Origin of the sequence: Kribbella sp. NPDC051718 (assembly GCF_040681515.1) — a bacterium.
Taxonomy (GTDB): domain Bacteria; phylum Actinomycetota; class Actinomycetes; order Propionibacteriales; family Kribbellaceae; genus Kribbella.
Genome location: NZ_JBFAYZ010000004.1, coordinates 220982 through 244036 on the forward strand (window position 1 = coordinate 220982; position 23055 = coordinate 244036).

Annotated in this window: 24 protein-coding genes; 11 read left to right on the top strand and 13 right to left on the bottom strand. The window is 65.6% G+C overall.

Annotation, left to right across the window (positions count from 1 at the left end; genetic code table 11):
* Positions 1–234: 234 nt before the first annotated feature.
* Positions 235–1251, bottom strand: a complete 1017-nt coding sequence (locus AB0M15_RS16630) for a YihY/virulence factor BrkB family protein (protein WP_363818948.1) — start codon at positions 1249–1251, stop codon at positions 235–237.
* 136 nt (positions 1252–1387) lie between these two features.
* On the opposite strand from AB0M15_RS16630, the gene AB0M15_RS16635 reads away from it, so the two are divergent.
* The gene (locus AB0M15_RS16635) at positions 1388–1675 is read left to right on the top strand and encodes a YiaA/YiaB family inner membrane protein (RefSeq protein ID WP_343983461.1); all 288 of its coding nucleotides are present in this window, start codon (positions 1388–1390) and stop codon (positions 1673–1675) included.
* A gap of 8 nt (positions 1676–1683) precedes the next feature.
* On the opposite strand, the gene AB0M15_RS16640 is transcribed toward AB0M15_RS16635, so the two are convergent.
* From AB0M15_RS16640 to AB0M15_RS16650, 3 genes are all read right to left on the bottom strand, one after another.
* Positions 1684–2907, bottom strand: coding sequence for an alkaline phosphatase (locus AB0M15_RS16640; RefSeq protein ID WP_363818951.1), 1224 nt, complete (start codon positions 2905–2907; stop codon positions 1684–1686).
* A 156-nt stretch (positions 2908–3063) separates the two neighbouring features.
* Positions 3064–3558, bottom strand: coding sequence for a carbonic anhydrase (locus tag AB0M15_RS16645; protein WP_363818953.1), 495 nt, complete (start codon positions 3556–3558; stop codon positions 3064–3066).
* Between the two features lie 222 nt (positions 3559–3780).
* Positions 3781–5484, bottom strand: coding sequence for a metallophosphoesterase (locus AB0M15_RS16650; protein ID WP_363818956.1), 1704 nt, complete (start codon positions 5482–5484; stop codon positions 3781–3783).
* Between the two features lie 91 nt (positions 5485–5575).
* Here AB0M15_RS16650 and AB0M15_RS16655 point away from each other — a divergent pair, with 91 nt between their 5' ends.
* Positions 5576–6466, top strand: coding sequence for an ABC transporter permease (locus AB0M15_RS16655; protein ID WP_363818959.1), 891 nt, complete (start codon positions 5576–5578; stop codon positions 6464–6466).
* The gene (locus AB0M15_RS16660) at positions 6459–7220 is read left to right on the top strand and encodes an ABC transporter ATP-binding protein (RefSeq protein WP_363818962.1); all 762 of its coding nucleotides are present in this window, start codon (positions 6459–6461) and stop codon (positions 7218–7220) included. Before AB0M15_RS16655 ends, AB0M15_RS16660 begins: the two co-directional genes overlap by 8 nt.
* Positions 7221–7272: 52 nt before the next feature.
* On the opposite strand, the gene AB0M15_RS16665 is transcribed toward AB0M15_RS16660, so the two are convergent.
* A complete protein-coding gene (locus AB0M15_RS16665; RefSeq protein WP_363818964.1) occupies positions 7273–8316 on the bottom strand; it encodes a glycosyltransferase family 2 protein in 1044 nt (347 codons plus the stop codon).
* Between the two features lie 7 nt (positions 8317–8323).
* Positions 8324–9796, bottom strand: coding sequence for an LCP family protein (locus tag AB0M15_RS16670; RefSeq protein ID WP_363818967.1), 1473 nt, complete (start codon positions 9794–9796; stop codon positions 8324–8326).
* Between the two features lie 330 nt (positions 9797–10126).
* Between AB0M15_RS16670 and AB0M15_RS16675 the strand changes: the two genes are divergently transcribed.
* The 3 genes from AB0M15_RS16675 (at position 10127) to AB0M15_RS16685 (ending at position 13284) form a co-directional block, all read left to right on the top strand.
* Entirely contained in the window at positions 10127–10984 is an 858-nt protein-coding gene (locus tag AB0M15_RS16675) for a serine protease (RefSeq protein ID WP_363818970.1), read from the top strand.
* A gap of 612 nt (positions 10985–11596) precedes the next feature.
* Positions 11597–12247 (top strand): hypothetical protein, encoded by a 651-nt coding sequence (locus tag AB0M15_RS16680; RefSeq protein ID WP_363818973.1) that lies wholly within the window; start codon positions 11597–11599, stop codon positions 12245–12247.
* 8 nt (positions 12248–12255) lie between these two features.
* On the top strand, positions 12256–13284 hold the full coding sequence (locus AB0M15_RS16685) for an XRE family transcriptional regulator (RefSeq protein WP_363820236.1): 1029 nt from the start codon (positions 12256–12258) through the stop codon (positions 13282–13284).
* Positions 13285–13681: 397 nt separating this feature from the next.
* Here AB0M15_RS16685 and AB0M15_RS16690 read toward each other — a convergent pair whose 3' ends face one another.
* Positions 13682–14095 carry a hypothetical protein gene (locus AB0M15_RS16690; RefSeq protein ID WP_363818975.1) on the bottom strand — a complete coding sequence of 138 codons (414 nt, stop codon included), beginning with the start codon at positions 14093–14095 and terminating at the stop codon, positions 13682–13684.
* A 223-nt stretch (positions 14096–14318) separates the two neighbouring features.
* Here AB0M15_RS16690 and AB0M15_RS16695 point away from each other — a divergent pair, with 223 nt between their 5' ends.
* The 5 genes from AB0M15_RS16695 (at position 14319) to AB0M15_RS16715 (ending at position 19636) form a co-directional block, all read left to right on the top strand.
* The gene (locus tag AB0M15_RS16695) at positions 14319–15080 is read left to right on the top strand and encodes a DUF6338 family protein (RefSeq protein ID WP_363818978.1); all 762 of its coding nucleotides are present in this window, start codon (positions 14319–14321) and stop codon (positions 15078–15080) included.
* Between the two features lie 311 nt (positions 15081–15391).
* Positions 15392–15826: a hypothetical protein gene (locus AB0M15_RS16700; RefSeq protein WP_363818981.1), complete on the top strand. Its 435-nt coding sequence runs from the start codon at positions 15392–15394 to the stop codon at positions 15824–15826.
* 715 nt (positions 15827–16541) lie between these two features.
* On the top strand, positions 16542–18557 hold the full coding sequence (locus tag AB0M15_RS16705; RefSeq protein WP_363818984.1) for a spermidine synthase: 2016 nt from the start codon (positions 16542–16544) through the stop codon (positions 18555–18557).
* 54 nt (positions 18558–18611) lie between these two features.
* The gene (locus AB0M15_RS16710) at positions 18612–19226 is read left to right on the top strand and encodes a hypothetical protein (protein ID WP_363818986.1); all 615 of its coding nucleotides are present in this window, start codon (positions 18612–18614) and stop codon (positions 19224–19226) included.
* Between the two features lie 2 nt (positions 19227–19228).
* A complete protein-coding gene (locus AB0M15_RS16715; protein WP_363818989.1) occupies positions 19229–19636 on the top strand; it encodes an RICIN domain-containing protein in 408 nt (135 codons plus the stop codon).
* Here AB0M15_RS16715 and AB0M15_RS16720 read toward each other — a convergent pair.
* The 6 genes from AB0M15_RS16720 to AB0M15_RS16745 are packed head-to-tail and all read right to left on the bottom strand — an operon-like array spanning position 19544 to position 23055.
* Positions 19544–20227, bottom strand: coding sequence for a hypothetical protein (locus tag AB0M15_RS16720; protein WP_363818991.1), 684 nt, complete (start codon positions 20225–20227; stop codon positions 19544–19546). The genes AB0M15_RS16715 and AB0M15_RS16720 overlap by 93 nt on opposite strands.
* Positions 20224–20709 carry a hypothetical protein gene (locus AB0M15_RS16725; protein WP_363818994.1) on the bottom strand — a complete coding sequence of 162 codons (486 nt, stop codon included), beginning with the start codon at positions 20707–20709 and terminating at the stop codon, positions 20224–20226. Before AB0M15_RS16725 ends, AB0M15_RS16720 begins: the two co-directional genes overlap by 4 nt.
* A gap of 9 nt (positions 20710–20718) precedes the next feature.
* Positions 20719–21324 carry a hypothetical protein gene (locus AB0M15_RS16730; protein WP_363818996.1) on the bottom strand — a complete coding sequence of 202 codons (606 nt, stop codon included), beginning with the start codon at positions 21322–21324 and terminating at the stop codon, positions 20719–20721.
* Between the two features lie 9 nt (positions 21325–21333).
* Positions 21334–22032: a hypothetical protein gene (locus tag AB0M15_RS16735; RefSeq protein ID WP_363818999.1), complete on the bottom strand. Its 699-nt coding sequence runs from the start codon at positions 22030–22032 to the stop codon at positions 21334–21336.
* Between the two features lie 28 nt (positions 22033–22060).
* Positions 22061–22372 (bottom strand): AzlD domain-containing protein, encoded by a 312-nt coding sequence (locus AB0M15_RS16740; RefSeq protein ID WP_363819001.1) that lies wholly within the window; start codon positions 22370–22372, stop codon positions 22061–22063.
* Positions 22369–23055: an AzlC family ABC transporter permease gene (locus tag AB0M15_RS16745; RefSeq protein ID WP_363819004.1), complete on the bottom strand. Its 687-nt coding sequence runs from the start codon at positions 23053–23055 to the stop codon at positions 22369–22371. The genes AB0M15_RS16740 and AB0M15_RS16745 overlap by 4 nt, the downstream gene beginning before the upstream one ends.

Sequence of the window (23055 nt, forward strand, 5' to 3'; positions counted from 1 at the left end):
CAGGGCCGGTCTTCGAGAGCAATTCGTAGAGCGCTGACAGTCATCGACATGCGAGGGCACGGTGGGGAGCGAGGCAGCGGGCGGGGCGACGGAGGAGCACCGCGGGAGCTGGGGGTGGGGAGCGGCGACCGTTTCCGAGCGGGCGCAGCACGCGAATCAGGGTGGGTGGGAGCGGTCTGTGGAGCGACGGAGGAGCCCGCGTAGCCAGGCCGCGTGGGGAATCGCGTGCGGAACTCAGTCGGCCGAGGGGTCCGGGTTGTGGGGTGGGTCGACGTCTGGGTGGTTGAAGGTGACGTCGATTGTTTCGGTTGATTTGTGGCGTTGGGCCTGGGCGTACATGGCGTACGCCCGATGGTCGGCCGGCGTCAGATTGACAGCCGAGTCGGTGAAGAGAGCCAGCAGCGAGCGCGGGTACAGGCGATGGACTATCACCGAGTTGAGTTCCGCGCCGATGACGGCGATCACCGACGCCGCGTAGATGAGGCCGATCAGTCCGAGGGTCAGGGCGAACACACTGTTCACCTCGCTGGCCTTGGCGAGGACATCGTCGACGTAGATGCCGCCGAGGCGTTCGAGCAAGTGCCAGCCGACAGCGGTGAAGAATGCTCCAGGAACAACCTTCCGGAGCGGCGGCCGCGGCCTGGCGCCGGGGCGGAGGACGAGCGTCAGCATGGCTGTCAGGACCAGAACGGAGGCGATCGAGACCAGCCACCCCATGCCTTCCGCCACTCCGCCGGGGAGCGGCGCCTTACCAGAGGCTAGTACGGTGAGCGTCGCGAAACTCAGTACCGTCAGAGCGGCCAGCGCCAGCAACGCCCCCGACCGGAGGCGCCCGCGGAACGGATCAGGCCGCCCGTTGCGCGGTACTCCCCAGGTCACGTTGACGGCGTTCTGTACCGCCTGCCCGAGCCCGATGATGCCGTACAACGCGGCCAGCGTTCCGATGATCACGGCAGGCGTACTCCCCTGCAGCCCCTGCGGCGTCGCCAGCTGAGTCCCGACGATCGGGAACTCCTTGAGCGCCGACTGCAACACGGCGTTCTTCAGATCCTCGTTCCCCTGCAGCACGAAACCGAGTACCGACGACGAGATCAGCAACATCGGAAAGATCGCCGCGAACGCGTAGTACGTGACGATCACCGCCAGATAACTGCCCTGATCGTCGAAGAACTTGTAAACCACAGCCAACGGAAACCCCAGCACGCGCCGCTTCCGCTGCACGGAATCGACCCGCCCCGCAATCCCATTCACCCCCCAACGGTACGGCCCCAGCCCACGCCCCCAGCCCAGGACTCCCCGACACCACCCCAACAGCCGAAGCCCCGCACCCTCACCTTGAGTAGTTCATCTCATGCGCCGACGCCACACCCGCCCCGACGATAAGCCCATGACGAAACCCATCCAGCCCTCGCAGACCTCCGCCTTCTACCTCCAGGCGATCCTGTCCTTCGCCCTCTCGATGACCGCCATGACCATCGCCATCGTGTACCTCCCCGCCGCCGGCTGGATCCGCGCCTTCCTCGCCCTCGGCCTCCTGTACCTCGTCACGTCGACGGTGACGCTGTGCAAGGTCGTCCGGGATCGGCAAGAGCTATCCGAAGTCACCAACCGGGTGGACCAGGCCCGGCTGGACAAACTCCTCTCCGAACACGACCCCTTCAAGGTCGACGCCTGACAGCCGGCTCACAGTCCGGCAGCGGCCCGCATCGCGTAGTACACCTCGGTGTTGTCCTGAACCCGGCCCAACCGAGCCGATCCCGGACCGCTGGCTGTCAACGGAGTGTCGGAGCCACTGTGGCTGTTGGTGGTCCAGTCGACGGTGAAGCGCAGTTTCGAGCCCGGGATCGGGAACGGGCCGTCCTGGCGAGGGTCGGTCTCGTCGCTGTCGTAGTTCTCGATGCTCAGGCCACCGGTCTCGTGATCGCCGTTGATGATCACCAGCGTGTCCGGGTGGGTGGCGACGAAGCGCATCACCTCGGCGACCGTACTGTCGAGCGCCCGGCCCGCGTCGATCACCCCGTGGGCATTGTTCTCGTGCGACAGCCCGTCGATGCCCTCCTCCTCCAGGAAGAGGAAGAAGCCGCGCGGGTTCTTCGAAAGCACGTCCAGCGCCTTGCGCGCCATCAGCTGCAGCGGCACCCGCGGCGCGTACCTGCCGACGCCGTCCGGCCCGTAGTCGACCATGTCCTCGTTGGAGAACAGCCCGAGGAGCCGATTCGAACGGGTGGCGCGCAGCTCGTCGGCGTTGCGCACATAGGTGTACCCCGTACGTTGCGCCTTCTCGACCAGGTTGCCGTACGGGCTCCGACTCTCTTCCTCGCCGGGCTTGTCCGGCCACAGCCCGGGATTGCCTTTCGGGTACCACCAGTCCTCGCCGCCCCCGAGCAGGACGTCCGGCCGGATGTTCTCGATGTACTGCCTGGCAATGTCGCTCTGCAGATCACGGCTCGGCACATGCGCCGCGAACGCTGCCGGCGAGGCACCGGTCACCTGGGCCGTGGTGACCAGCCCAGTCGACTTCCCCGCCCGCTTCGCCCGCTCCAGGATCGTCTCGACCGGGCGGCCCTTCGAGTCCATACCGACGACTCCATTGCGGGTCTTGTGCCCGGTCGCCAACGCTGTCGCCGAGGCCGCAGAGTCGGTGACGATCTCGTCCGGGTCTTCCGACGTGGTGCGCACGAGCCCGGCGACCGGCAGCTTGTTGAGCTCGAGTTCGCCGTACCGGCCCTTGAGCGCCAGCCGGATCAGGTCGCGCTGCCCCAGCCCCATGCCGTCGCCTTGGATGTAGATGATGTTCTTGGCGACCCGGGCACTCGTCACCTCCGGCCCCATCGTCGTCTGTGCGACGGCGACGGCCGTACTTCCGCCGAGTACCGTCAACGCCACCACCACGGCAAGACCGCGCATACCGTCCCCCAGCTTGGTGAAACTATTAGGAAACCTTACTAACAGAAATCGACTGTAGCGATCCAGCTGAGGAGTAGCAACCGTCGGGGTTATGTGGCGGACATAAGAAACCCAGGTCACCGAAGCGACCTGGGTTTATTGAGGTGCGACGAGGGGTTAGTTCTTGACCTCGCGGAGGCGGCCAGTTTCTACCTCGTAGATGAAACCGCGGACCGAGTCCTTGACGGGGATGAAGGGGTCGGCGGCGATGCGCTGGAGGGATTGGCGGACGTCTTCGTCGAGGTCGGCGAAGGCTTCGGCGGACCAGTCGGGCTTGAGGCCGGTTTCGGCCTGGATGTCGGCCTTGAATCCGTCGTCGGTGAAGGTGAGCATGCCGCAATCGGTGTGGTGGATGAGGATGATTTCCTTGGTGCCGAGCAGGCGCTGGCTGATCGCCAGGCTGCGGCGCTCGTCGGCGGTGATCACGCCACCGGCGTTGCGGATGACGTGCGCGTCGCCCTCACTCAGCCCGAGCAGGCCGTAGGGGTTGAGGCGGGCGTCCATGCAGGCCACGATGGCGACGTGCTTGCCAGGAGGCAGCGGCAGGTCACCCTTGTCGAAGGTCGCCGCGTACTGCTCGGCGTTGGCAAGCAGTTCATCGGTCACGCTCATGGTCCGGACCTCCGGGAAAGTCGAGTAAGCAGATACACAAACTTAACTTTTCCCCATCACTCCGGGGAGTCATCTCACTACCTGGGATGAGGCCCAGTCGACAGGAGGTGCTCCGGCGGCGGTCGGTCACCCACGCTGAGCATCGGACGGAGATACCGGCTTATCGGCGGCACCTCCTGTCGAGCGGGACGCAGAGCACAACATCGAAAGGGGTGGGTGCTTCTACAGGACGGCGGTGGTGGGGTTGCGTTTGCGGGGTACTGAGATCGGCGGTTCGATCAGGGAGGTGTGGAGGGTGCCTCGGGTGGGGATCAGCCACGGGGTTTCTGGCGGGGCGTCGGGGGCGGCTTTCCAGGTGTGGCAGACCTTGGGGACCTTCAGGGGGTAGATCGTGAGATCGCCGTTGCGGGAGATGTGGAGGCGGAGGAAGCCCTTGTAGTCCTCGATGCTCTGGCCGGCGAAGAGTTCGTTCACGTTGAAGCCGAACTTGCCGGCGATCAGCAGGTACGCGGCGACCAGTTCGGCGTCGACGAAGCCGACGACGACGGGAGTCACCACGAGGGTGACGAGGACGGTTATCCAGTCGGCCGCGGATTGGCTGAGGCGGAACAGTACGGCTGCCCAGGCGACCATCAACGCCAAGTGGGCCAGGGAATGCAGGAAGCCGGCGACTCCGGCGGCCCGGCCGCTGCGTTTCAGGCCGAAGCGGGCGAAGAGGATTCCGGCGAAGATCGTGAAGACCACGCCGAAAGCCGCTGGGGTCCAGACGGCCATGAGTCCGAAGATGCCGTCCGGCGACAGAGCCAGGCCGAATTGAACCAGCAGGGCGAGCACGGTCTGCAGCCCGGCAGTGAGTCCCCAGAAGCCGACATTGCGGAAGGGAAGCTTGTAGATGCCCTTCGCCAGCCGCGCAGACTCGCGAGCCGTCGGGTAGGTCGCCACCCGGTCGAAGGTCGCGACCTCGTTGACATCGGCGACCCGGGAAACCTTGGGCGGCAGGGTCAGCGACGAGGGCAGCAGGTGGGTCGCCGAGAGGAACGCCCCTCCCCCGCCGCTCGTGATCCGTTGACCGCTGCCGTCGCGTTCGGCGTACCGGGCGTAGTGATGCGAGTCCCCCGACAGCATCACCCGCGTCACCCCACCCATCGGCTGGATGATCTCGCGGTCGAAGAAGCGGATGGTGTCGTACTCGTGCGTGTCCTCGCCCGCGCCGGCGTGCACCCACGCGGGCGTCGGCGTACAGAGAATCACCGCGTCGCCGGCCTGCATCCCGGCCAGCGCGGCCCGGAAGTAGGCGAGTTGTGGCGCGTCGATGTACCCGCCGAACTGGGTGTCGATGGCAACGAGCCACCAGTGTTGCGGGAGTTCGATCGCGAAGTAGCTGCGGCCCTGCTCGGTCTTCCAGCCGCCGACCGCGCGTTGCTGGGCGAAGACACGCAGGAACGCAGTCAGCCCGTCATACCAGTCATGGTTGCCCGGCAGCGCGAACAGCGTCGGCGGGTCGACCGGGTCCGGCAGCGCAGCGCCGTACGGGCCCTTCGTCCGATCCTCGTACGCCGTCGACGACGCGGCTGGGTAGACCTCGTCGCCACCCATCACGAGCAGCGAAGCGCGCGGAAGGCGCAACCCGTCGACGGGCTCCAACTCCGGGGCAGCCAGCAACGACGCGACCGTGTACGTCGCATCGAACCCGTCCCCCAGATCGGCCACGAAGTCGAACCACAACTCGTCGGTACCGTGCTGGTAGAAGTCCGCGGGCAAGGAACTCTGCAGCTCGCGCTTGTCGGCGTACGCGCCGAAGATCCCTGACAGGACAGCCTTGACGCCGATACTGCCGAGCACTGACGGCAGCAGCCAGCGCACTGGACCACGGATGCGGAATCCGAGTTCTTCCTCGGAAAGATCAGAAGGGCGGCTCTGCTTCACCCGCACACGCTACGGCGCAACCGGGCGCACCGCGACAGCTACCGGCCCGCCGATGTGAGCGTCGGCAACCGGGGCCGCTAGATTGGCCCGCATGTCTAACGCGGCCGGGCCGGCCGAGACCGTCGACCTGGCGGCGCTGGCAGAGCGACATGGCCTGACCAGAAGCTCCGCCAGACCACCACTCGGCGGCTACCTGCGGGAACTCTGGGGACGCCGGCAGTTCATCCTCAGCTATGCACGGGCGCGCACCTACGCCCTGTACGCCGGTGCGCGCCTCGGCTCCGTCTGGCAAGTACTCACGCCGCTGATGAACGCCGCCGTCTACTACCTGGCCTTCGGCGTCCTGCTGGGCACCAAGAACGGCATCCACAACTACGCCGCGTTCCTGATCTGCGGGATGTTCGTCTTCACCTACACGCAGCGCTCGATGACCGAGGGGTCGCGATCGCTCGCCCTCAACATGTCGCTGATCCGCACCCTGCACTTCCCGCGGGCGACCCTGCCGCTGGCGTACGTGGTGAACGAGCTCAACCAGATGCTGGTCTCGATGGCGATCCTGTTCGCGTTCGTCGGGCTGACCGACGGGCCGAGCTGGCGGTGGCTGATGGTCGTACCGGCGCTGGCGATGCAGACCATGTTCAACCTCGGGATGACGTTGATCTTCGCCCGGATCGGGACCTTCGTGTCCGACATCAGCCAGCTGCTGCCGTTCGTGACCCGGACCTGGTTGTACGCCTCGGGCATCTTCTTCTCGATCCCCGACAAGCTCCGCGCGCTGGACGCGCCGGGCTGGGTGATCCAGGTGCTGTCGCTCAACCCGATCTCGGCGTACATCGATCTGGTACGCCGATCGCTGCTCCGCGAGCACGCGCGCAACGAGCTGCCGCACGCCTGGTCGATCGCGGCCGCGTGGGCGGTCGTCGTACTGGTCGGCGGGTTCGTGTTCTTCTGGCGGGCCGAGGATCGGTACGGCCGTGGCTGAACAGATTCCGACCGTCATCGCCGACGACGTCAACATCATCTACAAGGTGATCGCCGGGCAGGGCGGCAAGGGGACTGCGGCGACCGCGTTCCGGCGGATCCTGAAGCGCCAGGACCGGCCGACGATCCGCGAGGTGCACGCGGTCAAGGACGTCACGTTCACGGCGTACAAGGGCGATGCGATCGGCGTCATCGGGCGCAACGGCTCCGGCAAGTCGACCCTGCTGCGCGCCATCGCCGGCCTGCTGCCGCCCGCGTCGGGCGCGATCTACACCGGCGGCCAGCCGTCGTTGCTCGGCGTCAACGCGGCGATGATGAACGACCTGACCGGCGACCGCAACGTCGTCCTCGGCTGCCTGGCGATGGGCATGTCACCGGCCGAGATCACCGCCCGGTACGACGAGATCGTCGAGTTCTCCGGCATCGGCGACTTCATCGACCTGCCGATGTCGACGTACTCGTCCGGGATGGCGGCCCGCCTCAAGTTCGCGATCGCCTCCGCCAAAACCCACGACATCCTCCTGGTCGACGAGGCCCTCGCGACGGGTGACGCCGAGTTCCGCGTCCGCTCCGAACAAAAGATCAAGGACCTCCGCTCCGAAGCCGGCACCGTCTTCCTGGTCAGCCACAGCCTCGACGTAGTACTGGACACCTGCAACCGAGCCATCTGGCTCGACAAAGGCATCCTCCGGATGGACGGGGACGTCAAGGAAGTAGTAGCCGCCTACACCCGCGAAGCAACCGCAGCCCGGTAGCTCCCCCAGACCATCGGAGGAGCTGCCCGGAACTACGAGGAGCTGTCCGGTACTACGCCGAGGCGGCTGCCCCTGGCGCGCCGGGTGCTGTTGCCGGCGGGGCTGGGCGTTCCTGGAGGCCGATGAGGAAGCCTAGGCCCCAGGAGATGTGCATGGTGGCGCAGATCAGGGGGAGCCAGAAGAGGGCTTTCCAGGGGAGGTAGCGGCCTTCCATGGCTGAGCCGAAGATCAGCAGGAGGGCGTAGCCGAGAGGGGCCAGGAAGCCCAGGTCGAGGATGGCGGAGCCGGTGGCCAGGCCGATGATGCCGAGGATGGTGCCCAGGGCGAGCAGGACGACAGCGACGGGCGGGGCGAGGTACCGCTTGTTGGCGGTTTCGGGGTGGCGGCGGATGACCTCGCGGCGCCATTGGCCAGTGTGGAAGAACTGCTTGGCGACGTCCTTCAGAGACGAGCGCGGGCGGTACGTCACCGACAGGTCGGGGCTGAACCAGATCAGCCCGCCGGTCTTGCGGATGCGGTAGTTGAGCTCCCAGTCCTGCGCCCGGTGCATGGACTCGTCGAAGCCACCCACCCGCTCCAGCGCCTCACGCCGGAAGACACCCAGGTACACGGTGTCCGCAGGCCCCGCCTTCCCACCCTGGTGGAAGGTGGACGCGCCAAGACCGAGCCGCGACCGGTAGGCACACGCGACGGCCATCTCGATCGGCGTACGACCCTCTGCCGCCATCACACCGCCCACGTTGTCGGCGCCGCTCTCGTGCAGCACCTCGACCGCCCGGGTGATGTAGCCCTGGGTCAGTACGCCGTGCCCGTCGACCCGTACGACGATGTCGTGCCGGGCGTGCGCGATCCCCGTGTTGAGTCCGGCCGGTGTCTTGCCGGTCGGGTTCGCGACGATCGTGATCCGCTTGTCGGCCTCGGCCAGCCGCGCGGCGATCGCCTGGGTTTTGTCCTTGCTCGGACCGATCGCGAGCACCACCTCGAGCTCGCCGGGGTACTCCTGGTCGAGTACGCGGCCTACTGCCTCTTCGAGGTGGCGTTCCTCGTTCAGCACCGGCATCACGACGGAGACGGGGGGCCAGGAAGACAAGGACATGTTCAGGTCAGGCCTTACAGATCGAAGCGACGTCATCGACGTCGTTACCGGGTTTGGACGGGGTACTGCTGCTCTTGCCGGGTTTGGCCGGCGTGGTCGCCTTCTTGGTGGTGCTGTTACTCGGTGCGTTCGTCTTCTTACCGTCTCCGTGATCGGACGACTTGTCCAGCGCTTCCGACTTTCCGATCGCCTCGGCCACCTTCGTCTTGATCAGCGCGAAGTCGGGATTGCCGGTCTTGATCAGCGGCGGGACCGCGGAGAAGCTTGACACCGGCAGCTTCTTCGCGTCCAGCGCCAGGTCCGTGAAGGTACCGAGGTCGCCGGCCGGGATATCCGTGTTGACCACCTTCTTGCTCGCCTTGGCGATGCCCTGGAACTTGGTCAGCACCGTCGTCGGCGAGAGCTGGTTCAGCATCGCCGTCATCACGCACTTCTGCCGGGTCATCCGCTCGTAGTCTGTCGCACCGGCCCTCGACCGCGCGAACCAGAGGGCGTGATAGCCGTCCAGGTGCTGGTTCGCGCCCGGCTCGATGTACCCCTTGATCGGCCCGCCGATGCCACCGATCGGCACCCGCTTGCCGACGTCGAGGGTGATCCCGCCGACCGCGTTGAGCAGATCGCGGAAGCCGGCCAGGTCGATCAGTACGTGGTAGTTGACCTTCAGCCCGGTGATCGCCTCGACCGCCTGCTTGGTACCGGTGACGCCCGGATTCGGGTCGCCGGGGAACAGGGCCGGGTGCTCGGCGGAGTACGTGTAGACCCCGTTCAGCAGGCAGTTCTCGGCGCAGTCGGTCCAGTGGAAGCCGTTCGGGAACTTCTGGTTCAGCGCCGTACCGGCGGGGAACGGCACCCGGGCCATGTTGCGCGGCAGGCCGATCAGCACGGTACGCCCGGTGTTCGCGTCGACGGATGCCAGCGTGATGCTGTCCGGCCGGGTGCCGATCCGGTCCGCGCCCGAGTCGCCGCCGAGCAGAAGTACGTTGTACCGGCCCTTGTCCGCCTCGGACTTCTTGCCGTTGCCGAACACCGACGCCACGAAGTCGCGCTGGGTCGAGACGATCGTGCTGCCCCAGATCAGCACGCTCATCACCAACACGATCAGTACGCCGTCGATGATGCTGGTGGTGAGCCGGTGATTGCGCTCCAGCGTCAGCGGCCGGCCGAGCCGGTACGCGTCGACGAACAGCGCCGCCCAGCCGATCGCGAGCAGGATCAGCAGGATCTGGATGAACCGCAGCGTCTTCGGCGACACCATCAGGTTGATCGCGCCGGCCCGCCAGATCAGCGACAGCACGATGACGAAGATCACCAGCGCCACGATCCCGGCCAGCACCCGCCAGACCCACCGGCCCGCCTTCTTGCTGCCGGCTGCGATCTGCGCGGATCCGGGCAGCAGCAGCGTCATCAGCAGCAGCGTGAGGGCCCGTTTGAACCGTACCGGCTCGCTGAGACTGCGCAGGTCTGGCTTCTCCTGCGGCATAAGTCCTTCCGTTCTCCCGTGGCGTGACGACTCCACCTTCTCAGGCGCGCCGACATGCCTCCTGTTCCCACTCCCATCCGGTACGACGTACCGGGTGGTGCCGTGGTTCGAGCCGGGCGGATCCGGAGACGAAGGGTAACAGCCCGTTTACCGGGTGCAGACACCGACATGGCCGCAGGTTTACCCCTGTAGTACGGCCTGGCGGGAACTTTTCATCCGTAGGTGATGGCCCCGACCGGGGTGCATCGGATACGAAGAGTCCTGGGCCGACTACGGCCTGCTCGCGCCGCCCCCGACCGCGAGCACACTAGTGAGGACAGGAAACCGCCCATGAGACTGTTCCGTACCCTTGCCGCGACCACCGTCGCGCTCAGCGCCGCGCTGCTCGGCAGCAGCCAGGCACTCGCCGTCGAGGTCTCACCACAGGCCTCCGGACCGGCCGTCGCCGCCGCACCTGGCACCGACTACACCGGTATCGCGGCACTCAGCAACTGCTCCGGTTCACTCGTCCGGTACGCCGGATCGCTGTCGACCGATTCCGCGCTGATCCTCACCAACGGTCACTGCTACGAAGGCGGCATGCCCAGCCCGGGCCAGGTGATCGTCAACCGGTCCTCCACCCGCTCGTTCACCCTGCTCCGCCCGAGCTCGAGCAACGCCGGTACCGTCCGGGCCAACCGGGTCCTGTACTCGACGATGACCAAGACCGACATCACTCTCTACCGGCTGACCGAGACGTACGCCGCGATCAAGTCCCGGCTGAACGTCGACCCGCTGACCCTCGCCCAGGCCGCGCCCGCTGATGGCGCCGGCATGGCCGTCGTCTCCGGCTACTGGAAGCGCATCTACACCTGCTCGGTGCAGTCGACCATCCCCGAGCTGCGTGAAGGCGGCTGGGTCTTCAAGAGCTCGATCAAGTACCGCCAGCCCGGCTGCGAGACCATCGGCGGCACCTCGGGTTCCCCGATCGTCAGCACCTCCACCGGTCAGGTCATCGGCGTCAACAACACCGGCAACGAAGACGGCGCCCGCTGCACCCTGAACAACCCCTGCGAGGTAGACGCCAACGGCAACATCACCGTCGACCAAGGCGCCGCCTACGGCCAGCAGACCTGGTGGCTCTACACCTGCCTCACCGCCACCCGCACCATCGACCTGAACAAGTCCGGCTGCCTACTGGCCCACTAACCAAACGTCCGGCGACCACCTAGCTTGCGCGGGTGGTCGCCGGCGTTCTATCCCCCACCCGTACTCGTATTGCGCCCCACCGTCCTGAGCCCACCCAAACCATTGGCACCTCGGCCCCGACGGCAGTCGACCGGCGTTTGCATTGGTGGCACAGGTACATACCCCCACCCGTACTCGTCTTGCGTACCCCCGTCTTGAGCCCACCCGAACCACGGCGGCTGGGTCCCCCGGGGTAGCCGACTGGAGTTGAGCTGGCGGCGCTGCGGGCGGCCTCCCCCGTACTCGCGCCCAGCACTAGCGTCTTGCCCCTCAACTACTGGCCGCATCGCCCGACCAGGGTGCGACGGGCCCTGATTTGGTGGACCTGCGCCTAGCCCGGCCCATACGAGCGACGCACGCTAACTGCACGGCGCCCACCCGGCCGTCCACAACGGAGCCGCCACGGTTGGTCGACTTGACGCTGAGTCGGCAGGATCGACACCCGACCCGTGCTCGTGCCACCCTCCCCGGCGGCCAGCCCGCAACTCGCATCCGCCGCGCCGGTGAACTTCTCGTTTCTTGACCTCAAATGAGGTAGCGTTTCCGGAAGTTGAGTCCAGACCAGGAGGTCTTGTGAGCACTGTTGTGCTAACCGATGAGGCAGCGATCGATCGCCTCTCGGAGCTTGGTCTTGATGTGGAGTCGATCCATAAGATCCTCCGACAGGCCGATGCCGAAGCTGCGACATGCACCCGGCTCGACCCTCCGTTCATGGAAGGCATCATGCGTTACGGACGTACCGTCCGATTTCTGCGTGAGGCTTATTTACCTCAGGGTTGGGACTTCGACAATCCTCGAAACCAGAGCCGAGCCATTAGCCCTGATCGGGACTTTGCGGTGGTTGTGAGCTCCGGAGACGCGGCTACCGGCAACGAGGCGGCGAAGCCTACGACGAAGAACCCGAAGGGTGCCACAATCTCTGACGCCGTCGCCGGCAACCAGCAGTTGGCGTTCGATCTCGGCGCGGCCTTCGAACCTGAGCGCAAGTCGCAAGACTTGTTGACCTGGCTGTTCCTTTATTGGCCTGCGGAGGACGAGATCCGGGCCGAGCTCTCCCTGCCGCTCAGTATGGACGGCGCCTACGTAGATGATTGGGACGTGCGAATCATCCTGCCGCCCATGCCGCGCGATCCTGGCCCGCGGATCGACTCTATTCCGGTCGTCGACGGAGACTTCTCCCTCGACGAAGCCGCTTATGAGGTCCCGGTCAGCCGTCGAGCGTGAGTGAGCCAGTGATTGCGCCGACACGGCTCAAAATTGCCCGCAAACGTCGCGGGTTGACCCTGACGGCCCTAGCAAAATCTACTTCGATCAGCTCCCGGACACTGTCCGCCTACGAGAACGGAGAGTGGCTACCTCCACCGGAGTCTCTTCGGACGATCGCCGACATCCTCGACTTTCCAATTCAGTTCTTCCATGGGGATGAGCTGGACGAGATCCCAGAGGACTCCGTGAGCTTCCGAGCAGCGACGAAAATGAGCGCTCGCCAACGGGATGCTGCTCTGAGTGCTGGACGAGTTGCCTTCATGTTCGATCGGTGGATAGCGGAGCGCTTCGATCTGCCTGCACCGAGCGTCCCGACACTTACGCGGTACGACCCGGAAGCTGCTGCCGCCACGCTCCGCGCACGATGGGGTCTTGGCGAGCGTCCGATCCGAAATACCGTCCATCTCGTGGAGGCTCATGGCATCCGCGTGTACTCACTGCCAGCGGACACGAAGTCGCTGGACGCCTTCTCCTTGAACTGGCGAGGACAGCCCTACATCTTCCTCAACACCGAGAAGTCAGGCGAGCGAGGACGCTTTGACGTAGCTCACGAACTCGGCCACCTTGTAATGCACGGCGAGCATGTCGTCCCACATGGTCCCGAGGTCGAGGCTCAAGCAAACGCCTTCGCCGCCGCATTCCTAATGCCACGCGCCTCAGTAGTGGCTCAAGGCCTTCGACACCCAACTGTCCCTCAGATTCTGGACGCGAAGTCGATCTGGCGCGTCTCAGCCCTCGCTCTAACTCACCGCTTGCACGAGCTGGGCTTGCTTACCGATTGGGGATACCGCAACACATGCGTCCACCTTGCACGCCTTGGATATAAGACAGACGAGCCAGACGGCATCCCTCGGGAGGCATCGCTCCTTCATAGCAAGGTGCTGCAGGGCCTCCGAGACGAAGGTATTGGCGTGAAGTCGTCAGCCGGTAGCTTGAGCATCAACGTCGACGACCTACGGTCCTACCTCTTCGGGCTGACACTGACCATGGCATAGCAACCTGCGATGAGACAGGCCATTGCGCCGCGACGCCAAAGTGCGCCTACGAAAGGCTTGCGAGTTCTCAGCGCCTACCCCTCGGCAGCGGGCAACCCGCGCCCAAACACCCAAACCCGCGACGGAGGAGGGCCTGCGGCGGGCGCGTAGGCGCACTTCGCCGCACAAAGTAGAAGACCGGTCTCCCAAGCGGTGAGACCGGTCTGTCTGCTGGGCGGAGCAGAGGGAATTCGAGCCCTGGCCCCTCATCGCGAACTCGGGGCAGCATGGCCGCCGAAGGTTGTCTAAGGCACGGCGGAGTTCACGACTGGCACGTGCTGGCCGTTGCTGGTTGCTCCGGTTGCTGCACTTCGCTGCTGCACCCATAGCAGGGTTTGAGCGCGACGGTGACGCTCCTTCAGCCGCCAACTGTCCGGGCGTTGTTGTAGACAGAACTACAGATTCCCAGTGCCTGCGGACCCATGTGGATCCTCACCAGCCCGTCGCTCAGGGTGTCAAGGGTCAACCAGCCACCAGCGGGAAACCTCGTCTTCTCGATGGAGATACCAGTGACATCACCCCACCCGTAGCGGAGGAGATCAGGCAAATAGATATACGCGTAGTAGAAGGCCTTGTCGCTGACGACCCAGTTGGCCTCCAGGACCATCGGCCCAGCCTTCAGCGACTTCGCGTACTGGCGCGCACCCCTAGCACCACCATGGCGGTGCTCAAGAACATCCATAATGTACCGGTCAACTTCTTTGCAGCGTGCCGGTCCACTGTCGTAAATGACTTCCGACGAACTACGCAGAACGCTGTCGAGCCCACCCATCGCGATCCCCCTGCATGGTGCGTTTGGGGACGCTTGTCCCCCCAGGTCAAAGCTTCCGGTGTATCGGCGGTAGCGGTCAAGCCCAGGTGCATCGGGTCCAGCAAACAGCCGACGCGTCTCACTCCTTGCAACTGATCGACGTGTGGCCAAGCGAGCCCACGCAGCAGCCGGCACGCCGGGGTTTGCCGTGGCTTCATTTGACACATAGGTGTCAATCTCTAGCATGTCTGTTAGAAACATCGACTTTTTAACAATCTCTGGTTCTTATAGCGAGCACGCTGAGGTTGTGCAAACGTTTGACTGTGCGGCATTGAGGAAGGATGACATGCCTAATACGTTTCAGGCGGCGGCCGTACTGTTGATAGCGATCTTGCCTGGCGCGTTGTTCACTTGGGCATACGAGCAACAGGTCAGTCGCTCCGGCAGCCATGTCGCTGACCGATTAATCCGCCTCGCGGGCGCAGCGGCGGTCTTCTTTGTGCTGTACAGCTGGATTCTCTATGACTGGTATCGCCGCTTTGTGGTGACAGGGAACCTCAAAGCCGGGAAGCCACTCCCCTTGTGGATCATCCTTGCCGCCGCGGTCATGCTCGCTATTCCCTGGGCTGCAGGCGGATTTATCGGGTACGCGGTCCGAGCCCGTCAGACCTGGACCAAGCTCTTAACGGGCCCATCACCATCTCCGCGGGCGTGGGACCACCTGTTCGGCCAACAGAACCTAAAAGGGTGGATTCGACTGAAACTGCGCGACGGCACATGGGTATGGGGTGCATGGGGCGGGAATCCAACCGCAAGCGGTGGTTCCAAGATCAGCTATGCCTCGGGGTATCCTGAGATCCAAGAGATTTATCTCGCCGACACTGCAGAAGTCGACGATGCGGGATTCCTCAAGTTGAAGGAAGGGTCTGGTGCGCCCGCACTTCGAGGGGTAGGCATGCTCGTCCGCTGGGACGAGATCGTCTTTCTTGAATACATGGAAGGTTGACGAATGACCGAAAAGAGCAACTCGACCGAGCCGACGTCGATTCGTGGCGGCGGGTATCCGGCGAGTAACACGCCTGCATCCGAGCTCAAGCCTCCGCCGGGGGCATGGTGAGCAAGGAGACCGTGCCGCAGCCCCAGCCGCAGAAGGAGCAGAAGTAGGTCCTGCCTCCGCGGACCTGGCGCATACCACCGGCTCCCGCGGGCACACCTGCCGCATCGCCCCGATAGCTGCCGACCTTAGGTTCGGTGCGGTGCGGGTCAAGGGTCGAAGATCGGCGTAGCCGACGCGCGTAGTGCGCGCGCCCTTGACGCGTGGCGTGCCGGGCCGTCCCCCGTCAGGAGTCTGACTATCCCGGCAGGCTCGACGAGGTCTACGCCGCCGCGCGCGACCAGACAGGCGACCACGTACGTCCCGTGAACGGTCCGATGCCCGACCTGTGGACGGACTGGGAACTGCGCTGCCTGTACGAACTCGACAGCCCCGATATCGAGAACCGTTCCACCACCTGCGACGACGGCACCGAAATCCTGTGGCTGCTCGCCGCAGACGGCTCCTGGGCACGCGGTGAAGGAGCGAGCGGCACGGTTCACCAGAGCGGACCGCGGCGGCTATGGGACGAGCTCGAACACGTCCAGAGCAAGTGGGAACAAGCTGGGCGGTTCCCGCTTCACGAGATGACCGTCGAGCTGGGACCCGATCGCAGCGTCCTGGTCAGCCCGGATCGAGGATGGATTCTCGGCTTGTGAGCGAGTCGCGCAAACACAAACTGTTACGACCTCAGCGCAGCGGCAGCAGGCATGATCCGCTCGTTGCGATCACATTAATACCCGCCGGGTATGGTCACTTTACTGAGGATATCCGCAGTGAAGTGCGGATGAAGTCGCTCGCGGATTTCATCTGTCCTATGACTGCCACACCAATCATGTGGCTGGTGTGGCAGTCATAGGTTCCTCATCAAGCCGTCGTCGAGCAGCGTGCGTTGAGGCTGCGTCGTGGGGCACCTAAGGCGACACCGGTGCCGACGCAGGACACACTTGAGACCCATCACACTTCCTCGCGATGGCCCGGGTGGAGCCGAGACTCCGACACGAGCACGGGTGGGGCCATGCCTGGGTGGCACACGTGCAACAAGAGTCTGATTCTCATCGCGCTCCGCTCCTAGCGGTTCGGGTGGGCTCAAGACGCTCGTGCGCACCGCGAGCACGGGTGGGGCCACGCGCCAGCACTACCAAGACAACGCCAGCCCGCTGCCCAGCGGGCTCGGGCGACGCTGGTTCGGGTGGGCTCAAGACGGTGGGGCGCAAGGCGAGTACGGGTGGGGTGCTTTGTACGGTCGAAGCTTGGAAATTTGGGATCAGGGTGATGTAGACCACTATCGATCCGGTATGGTCGCCGCCCATGGCAGTCGACTCGTCTACACCCGGTCAGGTCAGTACGCCCCGGTGGCACAGTCCGCTCTCGGTGAAGCCTCGGCTTGTGCTGTCCAGCGCGCTGATGCTGTTCCTCGAGCTTGCGTTGATTCGCTGGACCGGGTCCAACGTGGTGCACCTCAGTTACTTCTCGAATTTTGTGTTGCTGGGGTCGTTCCTGGGGATCGGGATCGGGATCCTGCGGTCGGGGCGGGCCAAGCGGCTGCCGTACTACTCGCCGATCATGCTCGGGTTGCTGGTCGCGGTGATCGCGTGGAAGCCGGTGACGGTCAACCGGGGTAGTTCGTCGAGCGTCATCTACTTCACCAGCTTGAGCACCAGCGGCCCGCCCACGTACGTGATCCTGCCGATCATCTTCGTCGCGGCCGCGGTCGTCCTGGCTGGGCCGGCCGAGTTGGTGGGGCGGTGCTTCGCTGACCTGCCCCGGCTCACGGCGTACCGGTTCGATCTGATCGGGAGTCTGATCGGGATCGTCGCGTTCACGGGGCTGTCGTTCCTGGGTGCGCCGCCGATCTGGTGGGGGCTGATCGTCACCGTCGTGTTCCTGGCGCTGATGGTTCCGCAGCAGAAGGTGACCGCGACCGCGCTGAGCGCAGTACTGGTGGCCGCGCCGCTGCTCGTCATGGTCGGTGTGCTGTTCCACGAGTCGACGCGGCCGGAGAACAGCTGGTCGCCGTACTACAAGGTGCAGACGTCCGGATTCGACTGGCAGGGCGTGCCGCTGCTGACGATCACGGTGAACGGCGTACCTCACCAGCAGGCAATCCCCGCCGATGCACGGCTGCAGTGGGAACCGCAGTACGGGCTCCCGTACGAGCGCGCGGCCGTCGGCAAGTCGCCCAAGAACGTGCTGATCATCGGCGCCGGCTCGGGTTCCGACGTCGCGATCGCGCTGAAGAAGGGCGCGGAGCACGTCGACGCGGTCGAGATCGATCCGCGGATCCGCGACATCGGCAAGGCCCGGCACCCAGATCACCCGTACCAGGACCCGCGCGTCACGTCGTACATCAACGACGGTCGCGCCTACCTGTCCGGGACCGACAAGAAGTACGACCTGATCCTGCTGGCCCTGCCGGACTCGTTGACACTGGTGAACGGCGCGAGCTCGCTGCGGCTGGAGAGCTACCTGTTCACGCAGCAGGCGTTCGAGAGCGCGAAGAAGCACCTGGCTCCGGGTGGCGCGTTCGCGATGTACAACTACTACCGCGAGACCTGGCTGATCGACCGCCTCGCATTGACGGCCGAGAAGGCCTTCGGCCACAAGCCCTGCGTGGACAAGGTCGGCGACGATCTGCAGCAGGCCGTCGTGACGGTCGGACTGACCGAGGCTGACCAGACCTGCGGCGACAAGCCGTGGGCCGGGCCGAGCGCGATCACGCCGCCGCCGGCCACCGACAACAGGCCGTTCCTGTACCTGTTCACCGACCGGATCCCGTCGCTTTACCTGGTGACGCTGGGCCTGGTGCTGGTCGCCGGGCTGATCGGCGTCGGGATCGCCGGCGGCGGTTCGTCGTACCGGCGGATGCGGCCGTACACGGACCTGTTCCTGCTCGGCGCCGGCTTCATGTTGCTGGAGACGAAGAGCATCACCGGGTTCGCGCTGCTGTTCGGTACTACGTGGGTGGTCAACGCGATCGTGTTCGCCGGCGTACTGATCGCCGTCCTGGCCGCCGTCGAAGTCACCCGGCGGTTCAAGACACCACCGGTGAAGATCATGTACGCCGTACTGGGCGCAGGCCTACTGCTGAGCTGGATCTTCCCGGACAGCTGGCTGCTCTCGATGCCGGTCGGACTGCGTGCGCTGGTCGCCGTGGTGATCGCCTTCACCCCGATCTTCGCCGCGAACGTCATCTTCGCGAAGCGGTTCACCGACACCGAGGACGGCACCGCGAGCTTCGGCGCCAACCTGCTCGGCGCCATGCTCGGCGGCTGTCTCGAGTACGCGGCCCTGATCATCGGCTTCGACGGCCTGCTGATCATCGCCGCCCTGCTCTACGCCGGCGCCTTCCTGCTCCGCCCGAAAGGCACAGCTCCACTCGCTAGTTAAACCGTTAACGTGCGGAGAACTGCTCACGTCTAGACAGCGTGGGCAGTTTTGCGCATGATCGTCTCGAGCGCTCCCCGAAGTTCGCCCCACACCTTCGATGCCGCGTCGCTGACGCAGGCAGAGTTCCGGATGACGATCCAGCAGGCGCCCGGTCGCGCCAACGTGTACTGGTCGAATCAGTTCCAGTTCACCAGCGGCGACGTCGGCGGCTACACCGGCATGCAGACCCATCGCGATGGCGGCGGGATGTTCCTGTACTCGCTGTGGAACTCGACCGACTGGAAAGCCGGGTCGGCCGGCACGTACTGCATCAAGTTCTCCGAGGACGGGTCCGGCGGTAGTTGCCGCCTCGACCAGGCGCCGACGCCTGGGCACACGTATGGCTTCACCGTCGCCAGTGAAGGCAGTGGCTGGTACGGCGTGACCGTGCGGGACCTGACTGCCGGGACCTCGTTCAAGCTGGGCAGTCTGCAGACAGGTGCGGCAACACGATCAGTACGGCGGGCATGGTCAGCTGGACCGAGTACTTCGACTGGAACAACAACAGTGCGACCTGTGCCGACGAGCCCTACTCCAAGCTCTCCATGGCGCTACCGACGTCGCCTACCGCGGCGGCACACTTCACCGGCAACTCGGAGAGCAATGGATGCGCTGCTGACAGCCAGGTGACGGTGAGCGGCAGTACCGCCGTACAGGAGAACGGGATCGGGAACTCGTCGTCAGGTGATGTCCGGGGCAGCGGTGGTTGCCTGGACGTGTCCGGAGGCGGCAGTACCAACGGGACGGCGATCCTGCTGTACACCTGCACCGGCGGGAACAACCAGAACTGGGTGCACTCGGAGGACGGCTCCATCCGCGCACTGTTCAGCTGCCTGGACGCCAGCGCGACCCAGCCAGGCGCAGTGATCCTCTATAGCTGCCACGGTGGAGCAAACCAGTCCTGGTCAGCACAGGCCGACGGGACGCTCCGCAACGCGTCCTCCGGGCTATGCCTGACGGCGCCGGCCAGCAGTGGCAATGCGGTGCAGGCGACGACCTGTACCGGCGCAGCGAACCAGCGCTGGACACTGCCGCAGTGAGCTCAGTCGCCCTCGGGCGAGTAGCCAGGGAACGTGACTGGTGGCTGCGGACCCGGGGGCGGTGCGGTCGGCTGATGCCCGGCGACGGAGGAAGAAGAGGATCAGGAAGACGATGGCGAGGAGTGTGCCGACCAGGAACGACGTGATGGCGCCCAGTACTGCGTATGCGAAACCGGTCGGGGTGCTGCGCGGGCCCAGGGCGTAGACGGCGCTGGTTTCCTTGTCGGTGCAGGTGGCGATGTAGTCGCCTGGCGGGACGCGGTCGCGGGAGCGGGCTACGACGTACCAGGTGTCGTCGTCGACCGTGAACGTCTCGGCCTGCGCCGGCGGTACGAGCTCCAGTACTGTCCCGTTGCTGTCGCGGACGTCGCAGGGCGCACGTAGTACCGGGATGGACGAGTAGACCGTCAGACCAACCTGGTCGAGGTGGACCGTGCCACTGTCCGCCCACTGCGGTTCCTGCGGCAGCGTATGCACCACACGATTGACGAACAGCCCGGTCAACGCCAGCCCCGCAACAAAACAACCGATTGCAAGCCAGAGCAACGTCTTGCGCTGCGGCCCGGCCGGTTGCCCGGGGTAAACGGTCATGCCCGAACGCTAGCTGCCCTGCGACGGGCGCCGATCATCAGCAGGTAGGTCCCGAGGGCGAAGAAGCCCAGCAGTGAGAAGACCACCGCGAGAAGGTAGCCGACGAAGGCGACGAAGGAGCTCCGCGGACTGACGGCGTACTTGATACCGGGCGCGTCAGCGCGACAGCTGACCGAGTAGTCACCGGGCGGCACGGCCTTGGTCGAGCGCGCGAACGAGTACCAGTACGCCATACCCTCCTTCCGCACCTCACCATCGCCCGGGATCACCAGCGGGACGTCGGCACCAGCCGCCGTCTTCACCTCACATGCCGGTACGACCGTGTCCGTCGACGCCCACAGCGTCAGGCCGTCCCTGGACACATGCACGGGGCCGGCGCCGATCTCCTTCGGCGTAGTCGGCACGTTGCGAACGGCCAGCACCGCGAAGAACACAGCCAGCAAGACCCCCACCGCGACGCTGGCGATCGCTAGCCGCTTCATAGCCGAACGCTAGCCCCCGTAAGGGCCGTCCTGCGGCCCGCCGGACCGCGGATAGCCAGGCGGGCGCCCGGGTTGCTGGTAACCGGGCGGAGGTCCCGGTTGCTGGTAGCCGGGCTGGATGGGGCGGAAGGTGAGGTTCGGGTTCGGTTTGCGGCGACGGCCGCCGAGTACGCACAGGATCGTGCCGAGAGCGGTGAAGATCAACAGCGTCGCGATCAAGCCGAGGACCGACAACATCGTCGCGCCGAACGAGCTCCGCCGCGCCACCGCGTAGGTCGCGTCCGAGTCGGCTTCGCTGCAGTCGACCAGGTAGTCGCCGGCCGGTACGACCTCGGCCGACCGGGCGATCAGATACCAGGCCACGCCGTCGATCTCGAACGTCTCCGACCCACTCTGCCGCTCCAGCAGGACCTCCGCGCCGGCGGTCGTCCGCACCTTGCAGCTCGCCCTCGACCTTGATTCCGACGACCAGATCGTCAACCCCTTCGTGGACAGCCGCGCCAACCCGTGCTCGAGCGGCTTCGGCGTATTCGGCATGTTCTGCACGATCAGGACGACGAAGAAAACGGCCAGCATGGCCCCCACCACGAAACTCGCGATCCCGGCTCGCTTCATGGCCGAACGCTAGCTGCCGTAAGGGCCGTCCTGAGGCCTGTCCTGAGGCCGGTCTTGCGGGCGGTCCGGGTTGGGGCCGGGGTTGTAGGTGCTGGGCGGTGGGTAGCCCGGGAAATTGCTGCCGCCGTACTGCGGATAGCCGGGCGGCTGCGAACCGGGCTGCTGGTAGCCGGGTGGACCGGGCTGCGGGTAGCCAGGTTGCTGGGGATAGCCGGGTGGTGGGCCGTTGCGGAGAGCGTCGCGTTTGCGGCGGCGGCCGCCGGCAGCGAGGAAGATCGAGCCGAGGGCGATGGCGCCTATCAAGGAGAAGACGGCACCCAGGATCGCCAGTACGAAGGTGAGGATCGACATCCGCGGCGCCGCGGAGAAGGTCACGTCGGTGTCAGCGGCGATGCAGTTGACCGCATAGTCGCCAGCAGGAACCGGCTCGGCCGAGCGGGCGATCGAGAACCACTCGCGGTCGTTGATCTGCAGCGACGTCGACTCGTCGGACACCAGCGGGACGTCCGAGCCGTCCGGCCCCTTGACCTTGCACTCCGCCTGCACGTCGTCCGCCGACGCCCAGAGCGTCAGCCCGTCCTTGGACAGGTGCACCAGCCCGCCCTCGATCGGCTTCGGTGTGCTCGGCAGGTTCCGGATGATCAGTACGCCGAAGAACACAACCAGCGCCGCGCCGACGACGAAGCTGGCGATCCCGAGTCGTTTCATGGCCGAACGCTAACCGCAAAGGGGGGACTTACGGTACGCCGAGCAGCCGCAACCCCGCCGCCGTCGCGGCAGCGGCGACGACGATGAGCACGAACGGCGCCTTCCGCCAGGCCAGTACTCCGCCCACCAACACCCCCGCCGGCCGCGCGATCCCGGCGTCGCCGTGCCCGTCCGTCAACGCGGCCGTCGCCACCAACGCGGCCAGCAACACGATCGCGGCCGCCGCCATCACCTGCTGAGCCCGCTCGGGCAACTCGAACCGGGTCCGCAGCAACGGTCCCGCAAGCCGTAGCGAAAAGGTGCCCACGGCAAGTACCAGGATCCCCGCCACCATCATCATCGGACCGTCTCCAAAGCAGGCTTCTCAGCGCGATAGAACAACAACCCGACCAGAGCGAACAGCACCGGCAACCCAGCCGGCAGGAACGGCGTCGCCACCAGCGCGACCACAACCCCAACCGCAGCAGCCTTCCGCGTCGACCGATCCCGAAGCGCCGGCAACACCAACGCCAGCAACACGGCAGGAAAAGCAGCATCCAGCCCGAACACATCGGTATCCGTGATCACCGAACCGGCCAGCGCGCCGACCAGCGTCCCGATGTTCCAGCTGACGAAGATCCCGATCCCACACGCCCAGTACGCCGCCCGCTTCTGCCGCAACTCGTCCTGCCCGAGCGCGAAGGCGACGTTCTCATCCGTCATCAGATGACTCCCCGGCAGCCGTCGCCACCCGCTACCGATCACGTCGCTCAGCGCCAGCCCGAAGGCGACATGCCGCGTGTTCACCAGCAACCCCGCGATCGTCGCAGCGATCGGACTGCCGCCGGCCGCCACGATCCCGACGAACAGGAACTGCGACGCCCCGGCGAACACGAGCAGGGACAACGCCACCGGCACCCACAACTGCAGTCCCCCGCCGACGCTGATCGCGCCGTACGAGAGCCCGACCACGCCATCGGCCAGGCAGACCAGCCCGATGTCGCGCAGCAACCCACGATCCAATGTTCGCCATATCGAACGCAT